The sequence below is a fragment of the Tenacibaculum maritimum NCIMB 2154 genome (assembly GCF_900119795.1).
Classification (GTDB): domain Bacteria; phylum Bacteroidota; class Bacteroidia; order Flavobacteriales; family Flavobacteriaceae; genus Polaribacter; species Polaribacter maritimus.
The window spans coordinates 3,224,463-3,242,058 of the sequence record NZ_LT634361.1 but is presented as its reverse complement, the minus strand read 5'-3'; the positions used below and the strand labels follow the sequence as shown (position 1 = coordinate 3,242,058).

Here is a 17,596-nt window from a genome sequence, read left to right as displayed (position 1 = left end):
CAGATGTTCAGTATTGAGAAAAGTTGTTCGTTTAAGTACTACTCAATACTGATTACTAAAATCTAAAAAACATGAATTTAACACTTAAGATTTGGCGCCAAAAAGGTGCAAGTGATAAAGGGAAAATGGTAGACTATAAAGTTACCGATATTTCTGAGCATATGTCTTTCTTAGAAATGATGGACGTATTAAATGAGCAGCTAATAAATCAAGGAGAAGAACCTGTAGCATTTGACCATGATTGCCGTGAAGGAATTTGTGGGATGTGTTCTATGTATATCAATGGAGAAGCACACGGACCTGACCGAGGTGTTACGACCTGTCAGTTACATATGCGTATGTTTAATGATGGAGATACGATTACCATAGAGCCATGGAGAGCAGCAGCTTTTCCTGTAGTTAAAGATTTAGTGGTTGATAGAAGTTCGTTTGAGCGAATTCAACAAGCTGGAGGATATATCTCTGTAAATACTTCAGGAAACACCACAGACGCAAATGCTATTTTAATACCAAAGGAGGATGCAGATAAGGCTATGGATGCAGCAACCTGTATCGGATGTGGTGCTTGTGTTGCAACCTGTAAGAATTCTTCCGCAATGTTATTTGTAGGAGCAAAAGTGTCACAATATGCCTTATTGCCACAAGGGCAAATTGAGGCGGCTGACCGTGTGTTAAATATGGTGAAACAAATGGATGAAGAAGGTTTTGGTAACTGTACTAATACAGGTGCTTGTGAAGTTGAATGCCCTAAAGGAATTTCTTTAGAAAATATAGCTCGTATGAATACAGAGTTTTTAAAAGCAAGTTTAAAAGGATAGAAAATATAGATCTTTGAAAGAATAAAACCTCAGAATTTATTATTCTGAGGTTTTTTGATTCTATAAATAATTATTTGTAGATACTTTTTCTCTAAAGAAAAAACTATCAATAGTTAATAGAAATTGTGGCGTTAAATTTTTTATTTAACTTCTATTGCCTTGACAATAAGATTTGTATAAGAAATCCTTCCCCCCGAAGGCTTGTCAGCATTTTCTATATCGTAGATAGTATGGGTTTTAGAGAGATTAATTTCGGTACTTCCCGCTGTAAAACCTAAAGATTTTAGACTAGGAATTTCTATATTGAAGCTTCCTTCTTTTTCAAATTTTGAGAAATAAGACCTTTTCTTTTGTATGATGTTAATTGAAACTACCTCACCCTGTTGGATTGCTTCTCCATTCCAAGATATCATATTCTTATTTTCAAAAGACAAAGAATTAAAATCATTCCTAAATGCTATATCAGGAACTCTGTTAACGCTTAAAGTATTGGTAAAAGATGTTTTAGAATTTTTTTTATACTCTACTTCTACGTCAATAGCTCCCTGTCTTTTCCAATGATAAAAGTGATCTGATAGTGTGTTGAAAAAATCTTCAGACTCTCCATTGAATAAAACACTTGCACCTTTTGATAAACGAAGTCTGACCCCATTCTCATCTTTTACTCTAAATGTAGCATTTATATGAGTAGTGTTATTTGTTTGATTATAAGTCATACTGTAATCTTGGTAAATAGGTGTTTCTAGATTGATATCTGAAGAATCTATAGACTCACAACTCATCATTATTGGCAAAGCTAAAATTGAAAATATTAATTTTTTTATAGACATCTTATACGATTTTTAGCATGGATGCATTTTCTAAAACTGATAAGAGATACCAGCATTAGCAATACCTTTATATCCAAAACCTAGCTCAATACTTGCTGCTAACTTTTTACCTACTCTTAAACCTATTGCATTAATGTGAAAGTTAAAATAGTTTGAACTATCACTTTTAAATCCAGCTGTATTGTTGCTAAATGACTCAGAAGTAAAAGTATAAGCTACAGAAGCTCCAGAATATAATTGTACAATATCTTTTGATAAAAAATAGTAATCTGAACCGATACCTGCTGTAATATATCTTTTTTCGCTTTTTGCTGCTGCTGCTGTTTGATTTTGTTTGAAAAAGATATCTGTATTTCTAGATTGGTAACTTCCTTCGGTAAAAAGCATCCATCTGTCTCTTATGGCATATTTATAGGTGATACCAAATGCAGGGTTAGTGGTGCCATTTTTTACGATAACTAGCCCTAATGTTGCTGGATAGGTTAAAAAATCTGTAATAAAATCTATTATGGTATTAGAAGTACCAACTCCTGCGTGAACTTTTAATTCGTGAGTGCCTTTTTCTTGAGCAAAGTTAGCCTGACTGAATAGTATAGATATAACAGTGGCAATAAATAATTTTCTCATGTTGCTATTTGTTCTGAATTCTCGTTTCATTTTTGTTTGTTTTTTTAGTTTTAAATTCACTATTAACACGTTTTTTTTGGAAATACCCCTACTCTAAAAAAATATTATAGTACATTTGATCTTTGAATTATTTAAAATTGTATTCAATTGTTTGATGAACAAGGGGTTATGGGATTTGCTAAATTTGAAATTCTTTTTAAGAAATCTTATAAAGAGTTGTCTTCTGTAGCTTATCATTATCTAGAAGACGAAGAAGAAAGTAAAGATGTTGTTCAAGAAGTCTTTATAAAAGTATGGGAAAAAAGAAAAGACCTTATAGAGGACCCTCAAGCTATTTTTTATTTAGTAACAGCTGTTAAAAACAACTGTATCAGTAAGCTTAGAAAAAAGATGCAGCATTTATCAGTAGATGATGTTATGGTTCGAAATACACTAAAGGAAGATGTTTCTAAAGACAGTGATTCAGAGGAAGAGCTGGATGTTTATCAATTTGTAAATAAAGCTTTAGAAGAACTTCCTCCAAAATGCTTAATTGTGTTTAAGTTGAGTAGGTTTGATTTGCTTACATACGCTCAAATAGCAGAGAGGCTAGGAATATCTATAAAAACAGTAGAGAATCAAATGGGGAAAGCTATTAAAATCATGCGAAGTTATATAAAAGAGAACCCATTACCTCCCTTTTTGTTAGTATTAGCTTTCTTATATAAAGGGCAATAGGGGTTTTAAAAGGTTAAGCGTTTATATATTAGAGATGGCAGATATAGATAAAATAATAGCAAAACATTTTACAGAAAAATTCTCTGAAGAAGAGGAGTTACAGTTTTTGGCTTGGAAAAAAGAATCTGAAATAGAATATAAAAAGCTTAGTTATGTTTGGAAGCACACCCAAATGAAAAATCATACAGAGAAATTTGATATTGATGAAGGATGGAACTCTTTAAAAAAGAAGCTATTTAATAAGGAAATTCCCGTTAAAAATAGTCGTAAGAAAATGTGGTTGGTGGCAGCTTCTATTAGCATTTTGTTGACTCTCGCTTTGCCCTTTATTTGGAATCAAGAGACTATAAAAACAGTTACAGCTTCCGCAATTACAAAGGTAACATTGAGTGATGGATCAGTAGTAACCTTAAATAAAGGAGCTTGCTTATCTTATCCTTTAGAATTTAAGGATAAGAAGTGTTCATTAACCCTAGAAGGAGAAGCTTTTTTTGAAGTAGAATCAGATCCAGATAAACCTTTTGAGGTTAAAGTAGGAGGTACGAGAGTTGTAGTTTTAGGAACTTCCTTTAATATAAAATCTGAATTGAGTAGCGTTGAAGTTATTGTAAAGAGTGGTCAAGTTTCTTTTTCTTCTGGAGAAGATAAAAGTGTATTGTTAACTGCTGGAAATAAAGGAATTTTCAAAGAAGCAGGAATTTCTAAAAAAGAAAATGAGGATGTTAATTTTTTATCTTGGAAAACAAGAAAGATAAAGTTTGAAAATAAATCACTCTCTTTTATACTATCTGAATTAGAGAGAATATATAGTACCCCAATAGCAACTAAAGGAGATAATTCAAAGTGTTTTGCTACTATAAATTTTGAAGAACAAAGTTTAGAAGAAATTATTAAAGAGCTTCAATTATTATTTGATTTTGAGGTAGGTACTAATGCCAAAGGAATAGTTATTAATGGGTCGAATTGCTCTAGGAAATAAACCTTGTAAAACAATCTTTTTAGGAATATTGTTTTGTTTTATGAATATGTATTCGCAAGAAGAAATGCCCATTAATTCTTTGGACGCAATTGTTCTTAAGATTAAAAGAAAAAAGATGCCTATTAAACAAGTTTTTAAACTTATAGAGCAACAAAAAATAGGGCTAGCATATAGTTCCAACAAAATAGATGTAACAAAGGAGCTATTTTTAAAAAAAAAGAAATATAGTATTAGAGAATTATTAACCCTTTCAATTCAAGGTACTTCCTTGAAAATTTTACAACTAAAAAACAAAGTATTACTTATAAATAAAAATAAAAGAAGCAGGTATATTGTTGTGTCAGGTTATATAAAAGAAGCTTTTACAAAAGAACCTCTAATAGGTGCTTCCATTTATACAGCAGACTTAACCACGGGAGCAATCGCTAATAATTATGGTTTTTATAGTTTAAAACTGGAAAGAGACAAAGACACGTTAATAGCCAGTTATTTGGGGTTTAAAGCTAAAAAACTACACCTTACTATTGATAAGGATACTATATTTCACAATTTTTATTTGCTGTTAAATCAAGATAATTTAGAAGAGGTTGTTATTGATGGAAAGCTGTATTTATATAAGAAACATACAAAGAGTCACGAGCGTATTTTAAAAGAAGGAATTGATAATGGGGTAAACTTATTTGGAGAAAGTGACTTTATCAAAACGTTGCAAACAAAGGTTGGCGTTATTAGTAATTTTGGAGGAGTTGGAAATTTAAATGTAAGAGCTGGAAATGCAAATCATAATTTAGTATTGATGGATGGTATTCCTGTATATAACTATAACCATATGGGAGGAGTATTTTCTATTTTTAATTCTCAGGCTATTAAGAAGGTAGATTTCTATAAAGGGGTGTTTCCAGCGAATTATAATGGAAGGCTTTCATCTGTTATTGATGTAAGAACTAAAGATGGAGATAAAGATAAATATCATGGAGGTATTGTTTGGACTCCAATTGCAATTTCATCGTTTTTAGAAGGCCCTATAGCTAAAGGTAAATCTTCATTTTTAACCTCTTTTAGAAAGAGTATCTTAGGTTTTTTTATTGGAGCAGTGGATATGAGTATCTATGATTTTAATTTTAAAGTAAATTATGATATTGACCAATTTAATAAGTTATATTTTAGTTTGTATGCTGGAAGAGATCGCTTTAAAGAATCTTCAGAATTACCATTATTAGATGGATTAGATCTAAATTGGGGCAATTTCTTGACTTCGGTTAAATGGAATCATATATATACTCCTAATGTATTTCAACATACGAGTTTTACATATAGCGAATTTGATAATAAGATGGGAACGAATTCTATGGTCAATGAGAAAGGAGAGAAGGTGAATGCGATAAATAAAATAAAAGACATTAGTTTAAAAACAGATTTTGAGTATTATACCCCTAGTATTCAAACCAATTTCGGATTGTCTTTTAAGTATGTAGCTTTTAAATCTCCATTAGAGTCATTGTCTTTACTTAATAGAAAAAAAATATTTGAAAACCGATCTATTCATGCAATAAGTTATGTTCAAAGTGAAGTGAAGTTAACAGATAAATTACGTTTAAGCTTAGGTTTTAATTCATCAACCTATATTGTAAAAGGAAAGAGTTTATGGAACTTTTTACCAAGAGCTACGATAACTTACACCCCTTCTCCAAAAAATGAATGGTTTGGTTCTTTTTCTATGCTATCTCAATTTGATCATGAAATAACAATAGGACCAATCTCATTGCCTTCAGAATTTAGAGCACCTAGCACAAAAGAGCTTTTGCCAGAGGAATCTACCATTATTGAACTAGGATACCAACGAAGGTTTGATAAAAATAGCTTTTTGAATATTCAAGCTTATTATAAACAACTACATGGTATTATAAGATATAGAGCAGGACAAAGTTCTTTAGGAGAATGGTTGGCACCTAAATTAAAGGATCGCGTTTTAATAGGAGCAAGAAGCAGTAAAGGAGTAGAACTTCAATTTGTAAAAAAAATGAAAAAAGGAAGTGTAGAAATTTCGTATGCGCTATCTGATTCAGAAGATTATTTTGATGCTATTAATAAAGGAATTTCTTTTCCTTCTGAATTAGATATAAGGAATATGATAAATATATCTTTTAATGTAATGTTTAATCAATATTTATCGTTTAATATTTCAGGAAATTATAGTTCAGGAAGACGTATCAGTATTCCAAAACAAACATTTATAAAAATAGATGATGTTTTAGATGTGGATGCTGTTAATGACCAGTCGATGTATAGTTACCAAATAGACAAACCAAATGAATACCGATTAGCAGATAATTATCACTTAAATTTGGGAGGAAAGTATAGAACTAATTTAAAAAAATATAATTATTGGGAGTTTGGATTAGGAGTGCATAATTTGATAGCAAATCCAGTCCCTTTTTTTGTGAACACTTCTATTGATAGTAACACAAAAAAAATCATAATAGAGAAAAGCAACCCAATAAACTTTTTGCCATACATCAGTGTTCGTTATAAATTTTAATTTGGATGAAAAACTTTATGAAATTATTTTTCTTAAAATCACTTTTATTATTTTCTTGTACAGAAAAAAGAGTAACACGAATAGAGGTGGAGGTGATAGAAAAAAAAGCGCTGGTAGGGGAGATCAATCAAATGGATACGATTAAAGTTTCTCTATCAAGTACGGGGAGTCTTATTAGTGGAATGCCTTTTACTCCTATAGAAAAAGCTAGCTTAACTGTTTCTAATGATGCAGGTGCAACAATTAATAATTTTATAATTAATTCTGAAAAAAAATGGAAGGCAACGAAATTACCAGCTATTAAAGCAGGAAAATTATATGAAATCAAAGCCGTTGCAGAAGGAGAAAAGCTATCTGCTGTTGCAAGAATTCCTTTAGCTATAAGTTCTAAACTTATTAAGATAGAAAAAAGGGAAAAAGACTTTTTAGTGGATGTAGAAATTACCAACCCTAATAACGATAGAGCTCTTTGTATTATAAGTTTGTTGTCTAAGGAATTTTATATAAACGATATAGGAGCGGTAATTAACGAAAAAAAGTATAAGAGGATCCCAGTAAGTACTGCTGATGAAAATACAGATAATGTAAAGTATAGTGAAATAAGACTTCCTTATGATAGAATTTTTATTCCACTTGAAAAAAAATCAACAAAAATATTACGGATGTATGTAGAGGAGTTCTTTATCGATTCTTATAATGTAAATTATTTTTTATGGGTAAAATCTTTAGATTCAAAGTATTATAAATATATGTACAATTATAAATTGCAAGAAGAGCAATACGCATTTGAAGATAATTTTACGGTACCATTAGAGGGGAATATAACAGGTGGTTTGGGTGTTTGGGGAGCTTGCTATAAAGTAGAAATACCGGTTACTTTTTAGCAAATATGGTCATTTGTTATCTAAAAGAAAGGTGATTTTATGACAGGATACTTCTATGGTTAAATGCTCGTAATCAATACTAAGTATTGAAAGCATATTGATGTCGTTTGCTATTTCAAATTATATTGAAATAGCATATAAAAAAGCCCCGTGTTAGCGAGGCTCTTACGAAAGTAATTGGGGGATTAAAAGGTCTATTAAAGTCCTGCTTGTTTCCAAGACCAATTAGAAATATTTACTTTAGTTCCAGTGCTGTAATTAGCAGTAGCAGAAGCGTCTGCTCCGTCAATTTGGACATTAGATAAAGAAGCTCCGTCTTTCATGTCAATATTTTTTGTATAGCCATCTAAATAAAGATTACTAATGACTGCTCCAGATTGCTTTTTGAATTGTAATGCAGTGCCATTTACGGTTGAAATTGCTGTTAAGTTTTCAAAAACAGGATGGTTGTTAATTTTATCCCCTTCAATAGCGGTAGAAAAACCAGAGATAGTATGAAGTATATAAGTGTTTGTGATTTTTCCATTCCATCCTTCAGTCCAGTCTATGGAATCATCTTCGTTATTTTCTAAATAAATATTTTTAACAGAAACAGTTCCTCCAAAAAATTCAATACCATCATCCGCTCCATTAATTACAGAAACATTTTCAATTTTAGTTCCAGAGCCAACTGCGTATAAAGAAATGCCATTGTATTGAGAATCTATATTGATTTGAGCACCAGTACCTTTGATGACTAGGTAGTTAATAGTACCTGAAGTGTCAGTATCCTCTGTTCCTCCATATTTAAAACCACCTACTTCTGCGGTTACATTGACTCCTGCAGTAGTGGTTGCTTTTCCGCAAATAGTTAATCCTCCCCAATCTCCAGGGTTTCCTGAAGCAGAAGCCATAACAACTGGAGCGTTAGCAGTTCCATTGATGTTTATTTTACCACCTTTTAAAACAGCGATATATATATCAGTCCCTTTAGAATCTACGATAATTTTTGTACCTGCTTCTATTGTTAAAGTAGCACCATCTTTTACAATATAAGAACCTTTTAAATTATAAATCTTATCAGAAGTCAAAGTTACATTTCCAGAAACTTCGCCACTTAAAGGAGTAACGCTTAGTGCTTTTCCACTAATGAAATTCCAGTTAGAAATATCAACTTTAGAGCCCTTATTGTAGTCATTAATCTTGTTAGCAACCTTTCCATCAATGATAACATTAGATAATTCACCTCCATCTTTCATATCAATTTGATTGGTGTAACCATTTAAAAATAGATTTGTTATTGTTGCTCCAGATTGCTTTTTGAATTGAAGAGCAGTACCTCCTACAATAGAAGTAGCGGTTAGGTTAATTAACTTAGGGTTTTTATTATCCTTATCTGCTTCAACAACTGTTGAAAATCCACCTTTGGTATTTACAATATACGAGTTTTCTAGTGTTCCGTTCCATCCTTCTGTCCAATCAATAGCATCGTCTTCTAGGTTTTCTAAATAGATGTTTTTAGCAGAAACAGTTCCTCCAAAGAATTCAATACCATCATCCGCTCCATCAAAAACAGCAATATTTTCAATGGTAGTGCCAGAGCCAACGGCATATAGTGAAAGTCCGTTATATTGAGAGTCAAGATTAATTTGAGCGCCAGTTCCTTTAATTACTAAATTTTTAATACTTCCAGAGTTATCATTATCTTCTGTTCCTCCATACTTAAAGCCACCTACTTCTGCCGTTACATCAATACCAGCAGTAGTGGTTGCTTTTCCGCAAATAGTTAGTCCTCCCCAGTCTCCTGGATTACTGTTTTTTGAAGCCATAACAACGGGATTAGAGTTGGTTCCATTGATATTTATTTTACCACCTTTTAATACTGCTAAATATACATTAGCGCCATTTTTATCAGCAATGATACTGGTTCCTGCAGGAATAGTTAAGGAAGCGCCTTCAGCAATAATAAAAGAACCTGTTAAACTATAAGAGCTACCTGTTAATGTATAGCTTTCATTTAAGGTACCGTTCATTTCGCCATTTTTTAATTTGGCAACAACATCCGATACTTGAGGAAAAATGATATCAGGATCATCGCTGCCACAACCGGTAAAAGTCAGTGCAGCTATAGCTAATACTGAAACTCCTAAGATTTTTACGAAATATTTTTTCATTTTATTTGTATTTGTTATGTTGTATTTCAATAGCAAAGAAACTCACTTAGTTTTTTGTTTCTTTTAATGGAATATTAATTGTTTGTTATTAAAGGAGATGCATGTTAAGTTTGAGTTAATCAATTAGAATGTATAGTTCAAACTAAAAGAAAGCCTTTCTCCTTTTTTGTAAGAACTAACGGTTTCATTTGTTTCAACACCCGTACTTAAGCTTTTTACCAATTGCGTTTGCTCAATTTTAGGGTTTAATAGATTTCTACCTAGTAATTTAAGAGATAATCTTTCTGTAATTTTTTTACTCAATACTAAATCGAGTGTAAAAAAACCTTTTTCGATGATTTCGTCATTATAAATTGTAGCTCTTTCTGCCAAATCTTCGGGGCTTCCTAAAGCGAAAACTTTATCAGATGAATAATTTCCTGTTAGTGTAGCAATAAATTCCTTTTCTTTTCTATTATTATAACTTATAGATCCGTTAAAAATTAAATCGGAAGCTCCTTGTAAATCAGAGTTTGATTTGTTTTTATACTGAAAGTTAAGTGATAAATCTTGGTGAAACCACATTTTAGTTAAGTTTGTAGTTGCACTTAAGATGCTTTGCTCATCTTTGTTTTTTAATAGCTCAACTTTAGCTTCAACTTCTAACCCCAATACATTAGCTCCTTTACCAGTATTAAAATAACTAAAATAGCCTGAAGATCCTCTAGTCATTACTAAATTAATAGGGTTTTTTATTTGTTTATGGAAAGCAGTAGCTGAAATTAACTCACTTCTTGAAGGAAAAAATTCCCATTTTAAATCGATATTATAAACGTCTGATTTTTCCAATGTTTCATTCCCTACAATTACACGACCAGATGGAGATACGTACCCAAAAGGAGCTAACTCTTTAAATTCAGGTAGTGTTTGCGTAACACTAGAAGCAAGTCGGATGAAATTTTTGTTATTGATTTCATACTTTAGATTGATACTAGGGTATAGGCTAGTGTATGTTTTATTAGTGTCGCCAAATCTATCAACCCCTTCAGGGCTAATATAGTTTCCAACATTCCACAACACGTCTATTTGATCTGTTTCATAGCGTAGCCCAACATTACCAGAGATGTTATTATTGAATTTAAAGTCGAAATTAGCGAAGACACCAATAGCTAGAAGTTCTCCCTTATAAGCATCAGGTTCTTGTTGTCTTAACACTAGACCTGTAGTTTCTCCTAATTGTAGTATAGAAGAAAGTTCATCTATAGAGGGAGCTTTAAAACCTTTGGCTTTAAAGCCTTTAAAAACGGATCTAAAACTTCTTTCTTTTTTACGAATATTAGCACCATAGTTCAATGTAAAAGGTTTGGTGTCATATTCGTCATCAGTGTTTCCAAGATTCCATTTGTTTGTTATAAAAGCATTGTATTCTGTATCTTCAATTTTTTGGCTTGTTTTTCTTTGTTGATAATCTCCAACACCAGCAAATTCAATTAAAGGACTTTTAGTACTATTTAAAATATTCACTTCATTTCTAATTCTATTAGGTTCTTCAGCCAATACAAAATTATATCCAGTAGCCCAATTCAAAGTATGATTAGTACTCCATTGATGCTTTCCTATCAATTGATTAACAAACATAGTGGTTTGTTTAAAATTCTGATCTCTTACGAAAGCCCCATTTTCTTGTGGATCTTGATCAAAAACATAACCTTTTCCTTGTCTCCCTTGCTCGTATAAGTTATCTGTTCCTTTATTAACAAATAAAGTGTTATATTTTATTGAGTTATTCTCATTTAATTGTAAATCAACTCTCAGGTATCCAGTAGAATTAGTTTTTGTAATAAAATTTTCAACATCATTTAAAAGCCTTATTTGTTGATTGGGCTGACCAAGGTTAATAGTATCTTGAGAAAAAGATTTATCAAGAACATTGCCTCTAAAGCTTCTAAATAAACCATTTGTATAATTGTAAGATTTAGAGTGTGCTATAGATGTTAAAACTTTCCATTGTTTGTTAAATAACTCAAATTTTTTAGCTGCAGATATAGAAAATCCATGGTTAATAGGTGTTTCTCCGCTTTTAGTATCCCAACTTTGTAATGTCAATTGGTTTAGTAAAGCGTATTTTTTTTTGTGAAATCCAAATTTTACGTCGTCACTAATGGTGGTTCTTCTAAAATCTTTATGAATAGCATTGGTGTTTGTTCCTCCACTTAAGCCAATTACAATTTCGTTTTTAGTAAAATCTTTAGAGCTGACATCTACATTTCCAGAAGCTTGGTCAGCATAAGTATTCGTAGAGTAGGTTTTACTAATTCCAACATTCTTTATCACATTCGTAGAAAATAAACCAAGGTCAATATTTTTATTACTAACATCATCTGAAGGAATAGGAAGTCCATTCATTGTGGTAGATAAGTAGCGATCGCCTAAACCGCGGATATAAATATTTCCACTACTTTCGCTTTTGGTAACACCAGAAATTTTAGTAGTTGCGGTAGCAGCATTACTAACTCCTTTTTTAGCAAGCTCTTGTGCACCAATACTTTCTTTTATAATAGTAGCTTTTTTTTGCTCTAGTAATAAAGCGCTTGCCTTTTCTTTGTTTGTGGTAACTTTTATTTCCACTTCGTCCAAAGCAACCCCTTCACTTGCACCAATTAATTGATGTATGGTTATGGTTTCGTTGGCTTTAATTAAAACAGGTTTCTCTACTGTTTGATATCCGACAAAGCTAAAGATTAGAGTATGGTTACCAGGGGTAACAGAAATTTTATATACTCCGTCCATATCTGTTGTTCCACCAATAGAAGTACCTTTTATAAACACATTTGCGAAGGGTAGTGGAGCACCATCCATTTCTTTATCAGTTACCTTACCAGTTATAGTTCCTTTTTCTTGTGAAAAGATGACCTGACTTATACATGTAAGGGCAATTAATAGTATTTTTTTCATTAGGATAATTTGAGTTGCGTTTTTATTACAGACAAAATTGGAGCAGTGGTGTAAACTCAAAGTTATAGGCAGATTATAATTGTATTATTAGAATGTTTCCAAAAGGTTAATGAGATGAAGATTGGTTAAGCTAGCGTTAGGAAAAAGTTATTCGCGAAACTGACAGCAAAGAAAGTATTCGTTTTTTGATGACCGACATCCTGAAGTTGAGTTCGCTGAGGTTGCGTGCTTTTCTATAAAATATAGTTTGAAAAATAAGCAAGCCCTTTTCTTTAAGAAAAAGGCTTGCATTGAGGGAAATTAATCTTTATAAAAAGATATTAGGAAAATTAAGGAATGGTTTATAAACCTGTACCAAGTTTTAAACCTACAAAAATAGTTCTAGGGGTACTAGGTCCATAAATAAAGTTACTATCACGATTTTTACCAGAATCGAAATTAGTTTGATACGCATCAAATATATTTTTAACTCCTCCAAAAATTTGAAGTCCTGTTTTTAGCTGATTTAGATTAAAAGTATAACTTGATTTTACACTTAATTCATGATATGATGGAGATGTTACATAGGTGTCGTTTTGAGGTAATTCAGGAGCACCAGCTAAATGAAGAATGTCCATTGATCCGGTATATATATAATTGAAAGCGGTAGTAAAACTTTTACTAGGTTGGTAGGTCAATGTGGCATAACCATAATTATTAGGCGTTCTTAGAAATTCACGTTTAGCTTCTAATACATCTGAATTTTTTACAGCGGTATCAAATAAACTAGATTGGAAAGTAAATCCTGTTTCTAATTGGAGTATTTGATCATAATTCAACCTAGTTTCCAATGTAATTCCTTGGACTATAGCGCCATCTCCATTTCGTTTTTCAAAACGTTCTCCAAATTGATCTTCTCCAATTGGATATAAGAAAAAAGCGTCTTTTAGCTGTGTATAGAAGCTTTCAACAGTAAATCCGTAAATATAATGTTCCGTTGGTTTATCATAGTTAAAAGAAACATTATAGCTATTAGAGCGCTCTCTTTTTAAACCTTGTGCTAATTGAACCCTAGAAACACCACCTCCTGCAAAAGCAATATGCAAGTCAGTATCAAAAGCTTGAGGAGCTCTAAATCCTGTACCCCAAGTAGCTCTCAATTGACTATTTTCGAATGGTTTAAAAAGGAATGAGATTCTAGGGCTAAGAACATTATTAGTAACGGTTTGGGGGATGTTTTCTTGGGTAGGCTTCGTGTTTAGTTGGTGGTTGTCAAAACGAATACCAGCAAGCAAATTTAGTTTGTTAGTAATTTCCCAATCACTTTGAAAGAAAATACCTAGGTTTTTTGTTAGTTGATCTACTTTATACTCATAAGCAGTAATTTCATCAAAAACATCATCTTGTACGTATTCTGAACCAACGGTGAAAACGGCATTGCCATTTAAAAAATTTTCAACCTGATGATTTAATTGAACTCCTCCTTGAAAGGTAGTGGTTTCAGAAGTTCCATAAGGAGGTCTTTTTAAGTGCTCTTGAATAGCTGTTGGATCATCAGGGAATATTCCTGTGTAATGATCTCTTCCTGTGTATTGTGCAGCAGCATAAGTAATAATAGCGCTTTTATTGTCATTGAAGTTGATTTGATAGTCAATATTTCCAATATATACATCATGAGTTCTTTCTTCTGATTGTAGTGCAAGATGTGGAGCTTTATCAACCATTTCTCCTCCGTATCGATATTCGTTCATTTTGCTAAAATTAATTTCTAACTTTTGATTTTCTGTAGGTAAAAAGAAAATATTAGTACCAAAAGAGTTGTTTTTTAGCTCAGGAAGTTCTGAAAAATTATCGCCATTTGCATCATATAAACCTCTATTTCTATTATTGATAAAAAAAGAAGCACCAGCATTTTTTTCTTCATTTACAATGGTAGCATTACCAGTAATGATATGGTCATTCATTCCTTTAGTATTCTGATAAGTATAACTTACTTCATAGTTGTTTTTTTTAGGAATTTTAGTAATTACATTTACGGTACCTCCAATAGCACTTGAGCCATACAATGCAGATCCTCCTCCTCTAACGACTTCAATTCTATCAATCATATTGGTAGGTATTTGTTCTAAGCCGTATAAACCCGTTAGAGGGCTGAATATGGGACGTCCGTTGATAAGTATTTGAGAATAACCTCCTGCAAGACCATTCATACGCAATTGTGTGTAGTTACAGGTTTGGCAATCAGTTTCTACTCTTAATCCAGTTTGAAATTTTAAACCTTCAGAAAGAGTACATGCTTGAACATTAGCGAGCGTTTCGCTATTCACCACATTTACGATTACAGGGCTATTGGTTCTTCTTTTGTCAGTCCTTGTTCCAGTAATAGTAACTTGATCTAATATCTCCGCATGCTCAGTTAACTGAAAATTTAAAATAATCTTTTGGTTCTTGTTTGAAACGTCAATAGTTTTTCGTTCAGATAAATACCCTGTAAAAGCAGCTGTAATAGTTATTTTTCCTTCTTTTTTTGTAGAAATAGAATAGCGGCCATTATCGTCACTTGTTACTCCTTGAGAAGTGTTTTTTATAGTTATAGAAGCAAAAGGTAATGCTCCGTCTTTATCAGTGATTTGCCCCTTTATAATTATTTGTGCATGCACATTTATACTAAGGAGCAATGCAAAAATGAATAAAAATCTCATGATATCTTTTTTAAATTTTCAGCAAATGTAAAAATATTTTTTAGTTAAGTCTAAAAAAAGGATTAAATAAATATAAATAAAGCTTTATATTTGTTTAAAATTTATTTGTAAATGTTATCTCAATCGGAAGAAAACTACTTAAAAGCTATTTACCATCTAGCAACGCATCAAGCAAAAGGGATTAGCACAAATGCTATTGCTAAAAAGATGCAAACAAAAGCATCGTCTGTTACTGATATGATTAAAAAATTGTCAGAAAAAGAATTGGTGATTTATAAAAAATATCAAGGAGTAAATTTATCAGAAAAAGGAAAAGTTATCGCCATTTCCATAGTAAGAAAACATCGCTTATGGGAATCTTTTTTGGTAGATAAATTAGGGTTTCATTGGGATAAAGTTCATGATATTGCAGAGCAATTAGAGCATATCAAGTCAGAAGAACTAGTGGATAAGTTGGATGCTTATTTAGAATTTCCAACTATAGATCCGCATGGAGATCCTATACCAGACAAAGAAGGGAATATTACAACAAGAGTAAAAGTGAAATTAGCTACTTTAAAGATAGGAGAAAAAGGAGTTTGCGTGGGAGTTAATGATAGTTCAGCTCAATTTTTACAGTTTTTGGATAAGCAAGGGATAGCATTAGGGCAAAAAATTCAAGTGTTAGAAAAAGAGTCTTTTGACGACTCTTTACTTATTAAAATCAATGAAGAGGAGTTCAGGATATCTAATAAGATAGCGAATAACCTATACATACAAAAATAAAGAAAGAATGAAAAAATATTATATAGTAATAATCATTGTTTTTGTAATTCTTAGTTGCAAAAAAGAAAGCAAGAAAAAAGAGAAATTACAGGTAGTAACAACAACAACAATGATTACCGATTTAGTAAAGAATATAGGTGGAGATAAACTTGAGGTCAGAGGATTGATGGGGGCAGGTGTTGATCCGCATCTTTATAAGGCTAGTGAAGGAGATGTGAGTAAGTTATATAATGCAGATATAGTTATTTATAATGGAATTCATTTAGAAGGAAAATTAGAAGAGGTGTTTGAGAAAATGCGCCACCAACATAAAAAAACAATCGCTGTTTCAGAGGCTATTGACGATAAAAAACTAATTACATCGGAATTTTTTGCATCAAATTATGATCCTCATATTTGGTTTGATATTTCTAATTGGGAGTTAATTACAACGTATTTAGTGAATCAGTTATCTGAATTAGACCGTAAAAATGCAGAAACTTATGCAAAGAATGGTAAAGAATACTTGGCGAAATTAGCGGAATTAAAGGTGGCTATTTCAAAAATGATCGATGCCTTACCTATAGAAAAAAGAATCTTAGTTACAGCTCATGATGCATTTAACTATTTTGGAAAAGCATTCCAATTTAACGTAGTGGGTTTGCAAGGTTTATCAACAGCTACAGAGGCTGGCGTGAAAGATGTTCAGAAAATGGCAGATTTTATTATGAAAAATGATGTTAGCGCAATATTTGTTGAAACTTCGGTTCCAAAAAGAACGGTAGAAGCATTGCAAGAGGCGGTAAAATCTAAAGGACATGAAATAGAAATAGGAGGAACCTTATTTTCAGATGCTTTAGGAGACTCAGGAACTGTAGAAGGAACCTATATAGGAATGTATAAGCATAATGTAAAAACGATAGTAGATTCATTACAGAAATAATTATGGAGAATTGTACACTAGCAGTTGCGATAGATGATTTAACGGTTGCATATAATTATAAACCAGTATTATGGGATATAGATTTGGCAATTCCAGAAGGGGTGATGATGGCGATTGTTGGCCCTAACGGAGCAGGAAAATCTACTTTGATTAAAGCTGTTCTAGGAATAATTGATCCTATTGCGGGAAGTGTTTCTATTTATGGGAAGCCCTATAATAAGCAACGGAAACTGGTAGCTTACGTGCCTCAAAAAGGAAGTGTGGATTGGGACTTTCCTACGACTTCGTTGGATGTTGTTATGATGGGAACTTATGGGAATTTAGGTTGGATTAAAAGGCCGGGCAAGAAAGAAAAAAAGGTGGCACTAGAAGCGCTAGAAAAAGTAGGGATGCTTTCTTTTAAAGACAGGCAAATAAGCCAACTTTCAGGAGGGCAACAGCAACGTGTTTTTTTAGCAAGAGCTTTAGCACAAGATGCAGCTATTTATTTTATGGATGAGCCTTTTCAAGGAGTTGATGCAACAACAGAAGTTGCTATTATTAATATTTTAAAGGAATTACGTAAGGCAGGGAAAACTGTAATCGTTGTTCATCATGATTTGCAAACGGTGCCTGAATATTTTGATTGGGTTACTTTTTTAAATGTGAAAAAGATAGCTACTGGACCAGTTAAGGAAATTTTTAATGATGATAACTTGACTAAAACGTACGGGATTAATTACAAGGTGAGCGTACAGCAATAATATA

Annotated in this window: 13 protein-coding genes; 8 read left to right on the top strand and 5 right to left on the bottom strand. The window is 32.1% G+C overall.

The window, feature by feature from the left end; all coding sequences use genetic code 11:
- Positions 1 to 71: 71 nt before the first annotated feature.
- Positions 72 to 818 (top strand): succinate dehydrogenase/fumarate reductase iron-sulfur subunit, encoded by a 747-nt coding sequence (locus MARIT_RS14510; RefSeq protein ID WP_100211884.1) that lies wholly within the window; start codon positions 72 to 74, stop codon positions 816 to 818.
- Positions 819 to 958: 140 nt separating this feature from the next.
- Here MARIT_RS14510 and MARIT_RS14505 read toward each other — a convergent pair whose 3' ends face one another.
- A complete protein-coding gene (locus tag MARIT_RS14505; protein ID WP_100211883.1) occupies positions 959 to 1,648 on the bottom strand; it encodes a hypothetical protein in 690 nt (229 codons plus the stop codon).
- Between the two features lie 30 nt (positions 1,649 to 1,678).
- Positions 1,679 to 2,305, bottom strand: coding sequence for an outer membrane beta-barrel protein (locus MARIT_RS14500; RefSeq protein WP_157926299.1), 627 nt, complete (start codon positions 2,303 to 2,305; stop codon positions 1,679 to 1,681).
- Positions 2,306 to 2,422: 117 nt separating this feature from the next.
- Between MARIT_RS14500 and MARIT_RS14495 the strand changes: the two genes are divergently transcribed.
- The 4 genes from MARIT_RS14495 to MARIT_RS14480 all read left to right on the top strand — a co-directional run bounded on the left by MARIT_RS14495 (position 2,423) and on the right by MARIT_RS14480 (position 7,394).
- Positions 2,423 to 2,992, top strand: a complete 570-nt coding sequence (locus MARIT_RS14495) for an RNA polymerase sigma-70 factor (RefSeq protein WP_100211881.1) — start codon at positions 2,423 to 2,425, stop codon at positions 2,990 to 2,992.
- A 34-nt stretch (positions 2,993 to 3,026) separates the two neighbouring features.
- Entirely contained in the window at positions 3,027 to 3,971 is a 945-nt protein-coding gene (locus tag MARIT_RS14490) for a FecR family protein (RefSeq protein WP_100211880.1), read from the top strand.
- Between the two features lie 115 nt (positions 3,972 to 4,086).
- Positions 4,087 to 6,510 (top strand): TonB-dependent receptor, encoded by a 2,424-nt coding sequence (locus tag MARIT_RS14485; protein WP_162288618.1) that lies wholly within the window; start codon positions 4,087 to 4,089, stop codon positions 6,508 to 6,510.
- Between the two features lie 5 nt (positions 6,511 to 6,515).
- The gene (locus MARIT_RS14480) at positions 6,516 to 7,394 is read left to right on the top strand and encodes a DUF4249 family protein (RefSeq protein WP_100211878.1); all 879 of its coding nucleotides are present in this window, start codon (positions 6,516 to 6,518) and stop codon (positions 7,392 to 7,394) included.
- Between the two features lie 197 nt (positions 7,395 to 7,591).
- Here the strand turns inward: MARIT_RS14480 and MARIT_RS14475 are convergent, their stop codons facing one another.
- The 3 genes from MARIT_RS14475 to MARIT_RS16105 form a co-directional block, all read right to left on the bottom strand.
- Positions 7,592 to 9,547: a hypothetical protein gene (locus MARIT_RS14475; protein WP_100211877.1), complete on the bottom strand. Its 1,956-nt coding sequence runs from the start codon at positions 9,545 to 9,547 to the stop codon at positions 7,592 to 7,594.
- A gap of 123 nt (positions 9,548 to 9,670) precedes the next feature.
- Complete coding sequence (locus MARIT_RS14470; protein ID WP_100211876.1) at positions 9,671 to 12,481, bottom strand: TonB-dependent receptor; 2,811 nt, start codon at positions 12,479 to 12,481, stop codon at positions 9,671 to 9,673.
- Positions 12,482 to 12,822: 341 nt separating this feature from the next.
- The gene (locus tag MARIT_RS16105) at positions 12,823 to 15,162 is read right to left on the bottom strand and encodes a TonB-dependent receptor (protein WP_100211875.1); all 2,340 of its coding nucleotides are present in this window, start codon (positions 15,160 to 15,162) and stop codon (positions 12,823 to 12,825) included.
- A gap of 111 nt (positions 15,163 to 15,273) precedes the next feature.
- Here MARIT_RS16105 and MARIT_RS14460 point away from each other — a divergent pair, with 111 nt between their 5' ends.
- From MARIT_RS14460 to MARIT_RS14450, 3 genes are read left to right on the top strand one after another with little or no spacing between them, the layout of a single operon-like run.
- On the top strand, positions 15,274 to 15,927 hold the full coding sequence (locus MARIT_RS14460) for a metal-dependent transcriptional regulator (RefSeq protein WP_024740202.1): 654 nt from the start codon (positions 15,274 to 15,276) through the stop codon (positions 15,925 to 15,927).
- A 7-nt stretch (positions 15,928 to 15,934) separates the two neighbouring features.
- The gene (locus MARIT_RS14455; RefSeq protein ID WP_100211874.1) at positions 15,935 to 16,849 is read left to right on the top strand and encodes a metal ABC transporter solute-binding protein, Zn/Mn family; all 915 of its coding nucleotides are present in this window, start codon (positions 15,935 to 15,937) and stop codon (positions 16,847 to 16,849) included.
- 2 nt (positions 16,850 to 16,851) lie between these two features.
- The gene (locus MARIT_RS14450; RefSeq protein ID WP_024740200.1) at positions 16,852 to 17,592 is read left to right on the top strand and encodes a metal ABC transporter ATP-binding protein; all 741 of its coding nucleotides are present in this window, start codon (positions 16,852 to 16,854) and stop codon (positions 17,590 to 17,592) included.
- The last annotated feature ends 4 nt before the right edge of the window (positions 17,593 to 17,596 follow it).

Bases quoted from the DNA above. Each gene is read 5' to 3' on its own strand.
- MARIT_RS14510 (WP_100211884.1), top strand. From the start codon at position 72: ATGAATTTAACACTTAAGATTTGGCGCCAAAAAGGTGCAAGTGATAAA.
- MARIT_RS14505 (WP_100211883.1), bottom strand. From the start codon at position 1,648: ATGTCTATAAAAAAATTAATATTTTCAATTTTAGCTTTGCCAATAATG.
- MARIT_RS14500 (WP_157926299.1), bottom strand. From the start codon at position 2,305: ATGAAACGAGAATTCAGAACAAATAGCAACATGAGAAAATTATTTATT.
- MARIT_RS14490 (WP_100211880.1), top strand. From the start codon at position 3,027: ATGGCAGATATAGATAAAATAATAGCAAAACATTTTACAGAAAAATTC.
- MARIT_RS14485 (WP_162288618.1), top strand. From the start codon at position 4,087: ATGCCTATTAAACAAGTTTTTAAACTTATAGAGCAACAAAAAATAGGG.
- MARIT_RS14480 (WP_100211878.1), top strand. From the start codon at position 6,516: ATGAAAAACTTTATGAAATTATTTTTCTTAAAATCACTTTTATTATTT.
- MARIT_RS14475 (WP_100211877.1), bottom strand. From the start codon at position 9,547: ATGAAAAAATATTTCGTAAAAATCTTAGGAGTTTCAGTATTAGCTATA.
- MARIT_RS14470 (WP_100211876.1), bottom strand. From the start codon at position 12,481: ATGAAAAAAATACTATTAATTGCCCTTACATGTATAAGTCAGGTCATC.
- MARIT_RS16105 (WP_100211875.1), bottom strand. From the start codon at position 15,162: ATGAGATTTTTATTCATTTTTGCATTGCTCCTTAGTATAAATGTGCAT.
- MARIT_RS14460 (WP_024740202.1), top strand. From the start codon at position 15,274: ATGTTATCTCAATCGGAAGAAAACTACTTAAAAGCTATTTACCATCTA.
- MARIT_RS14455 (WP_100211874.1), top strand. From the start codon at position 15,935: ATGAAAAAATATTATATAGTAATAATCATTGTTTTTGTAATTCTTAGT.
- MARIT_RS14450 (WP_024740200.1), top strand. From the start codon at position 16,852: ATGGAGAATTGTACACTAGCAGTTGCGATAGATGATTTAACGGTTGCA.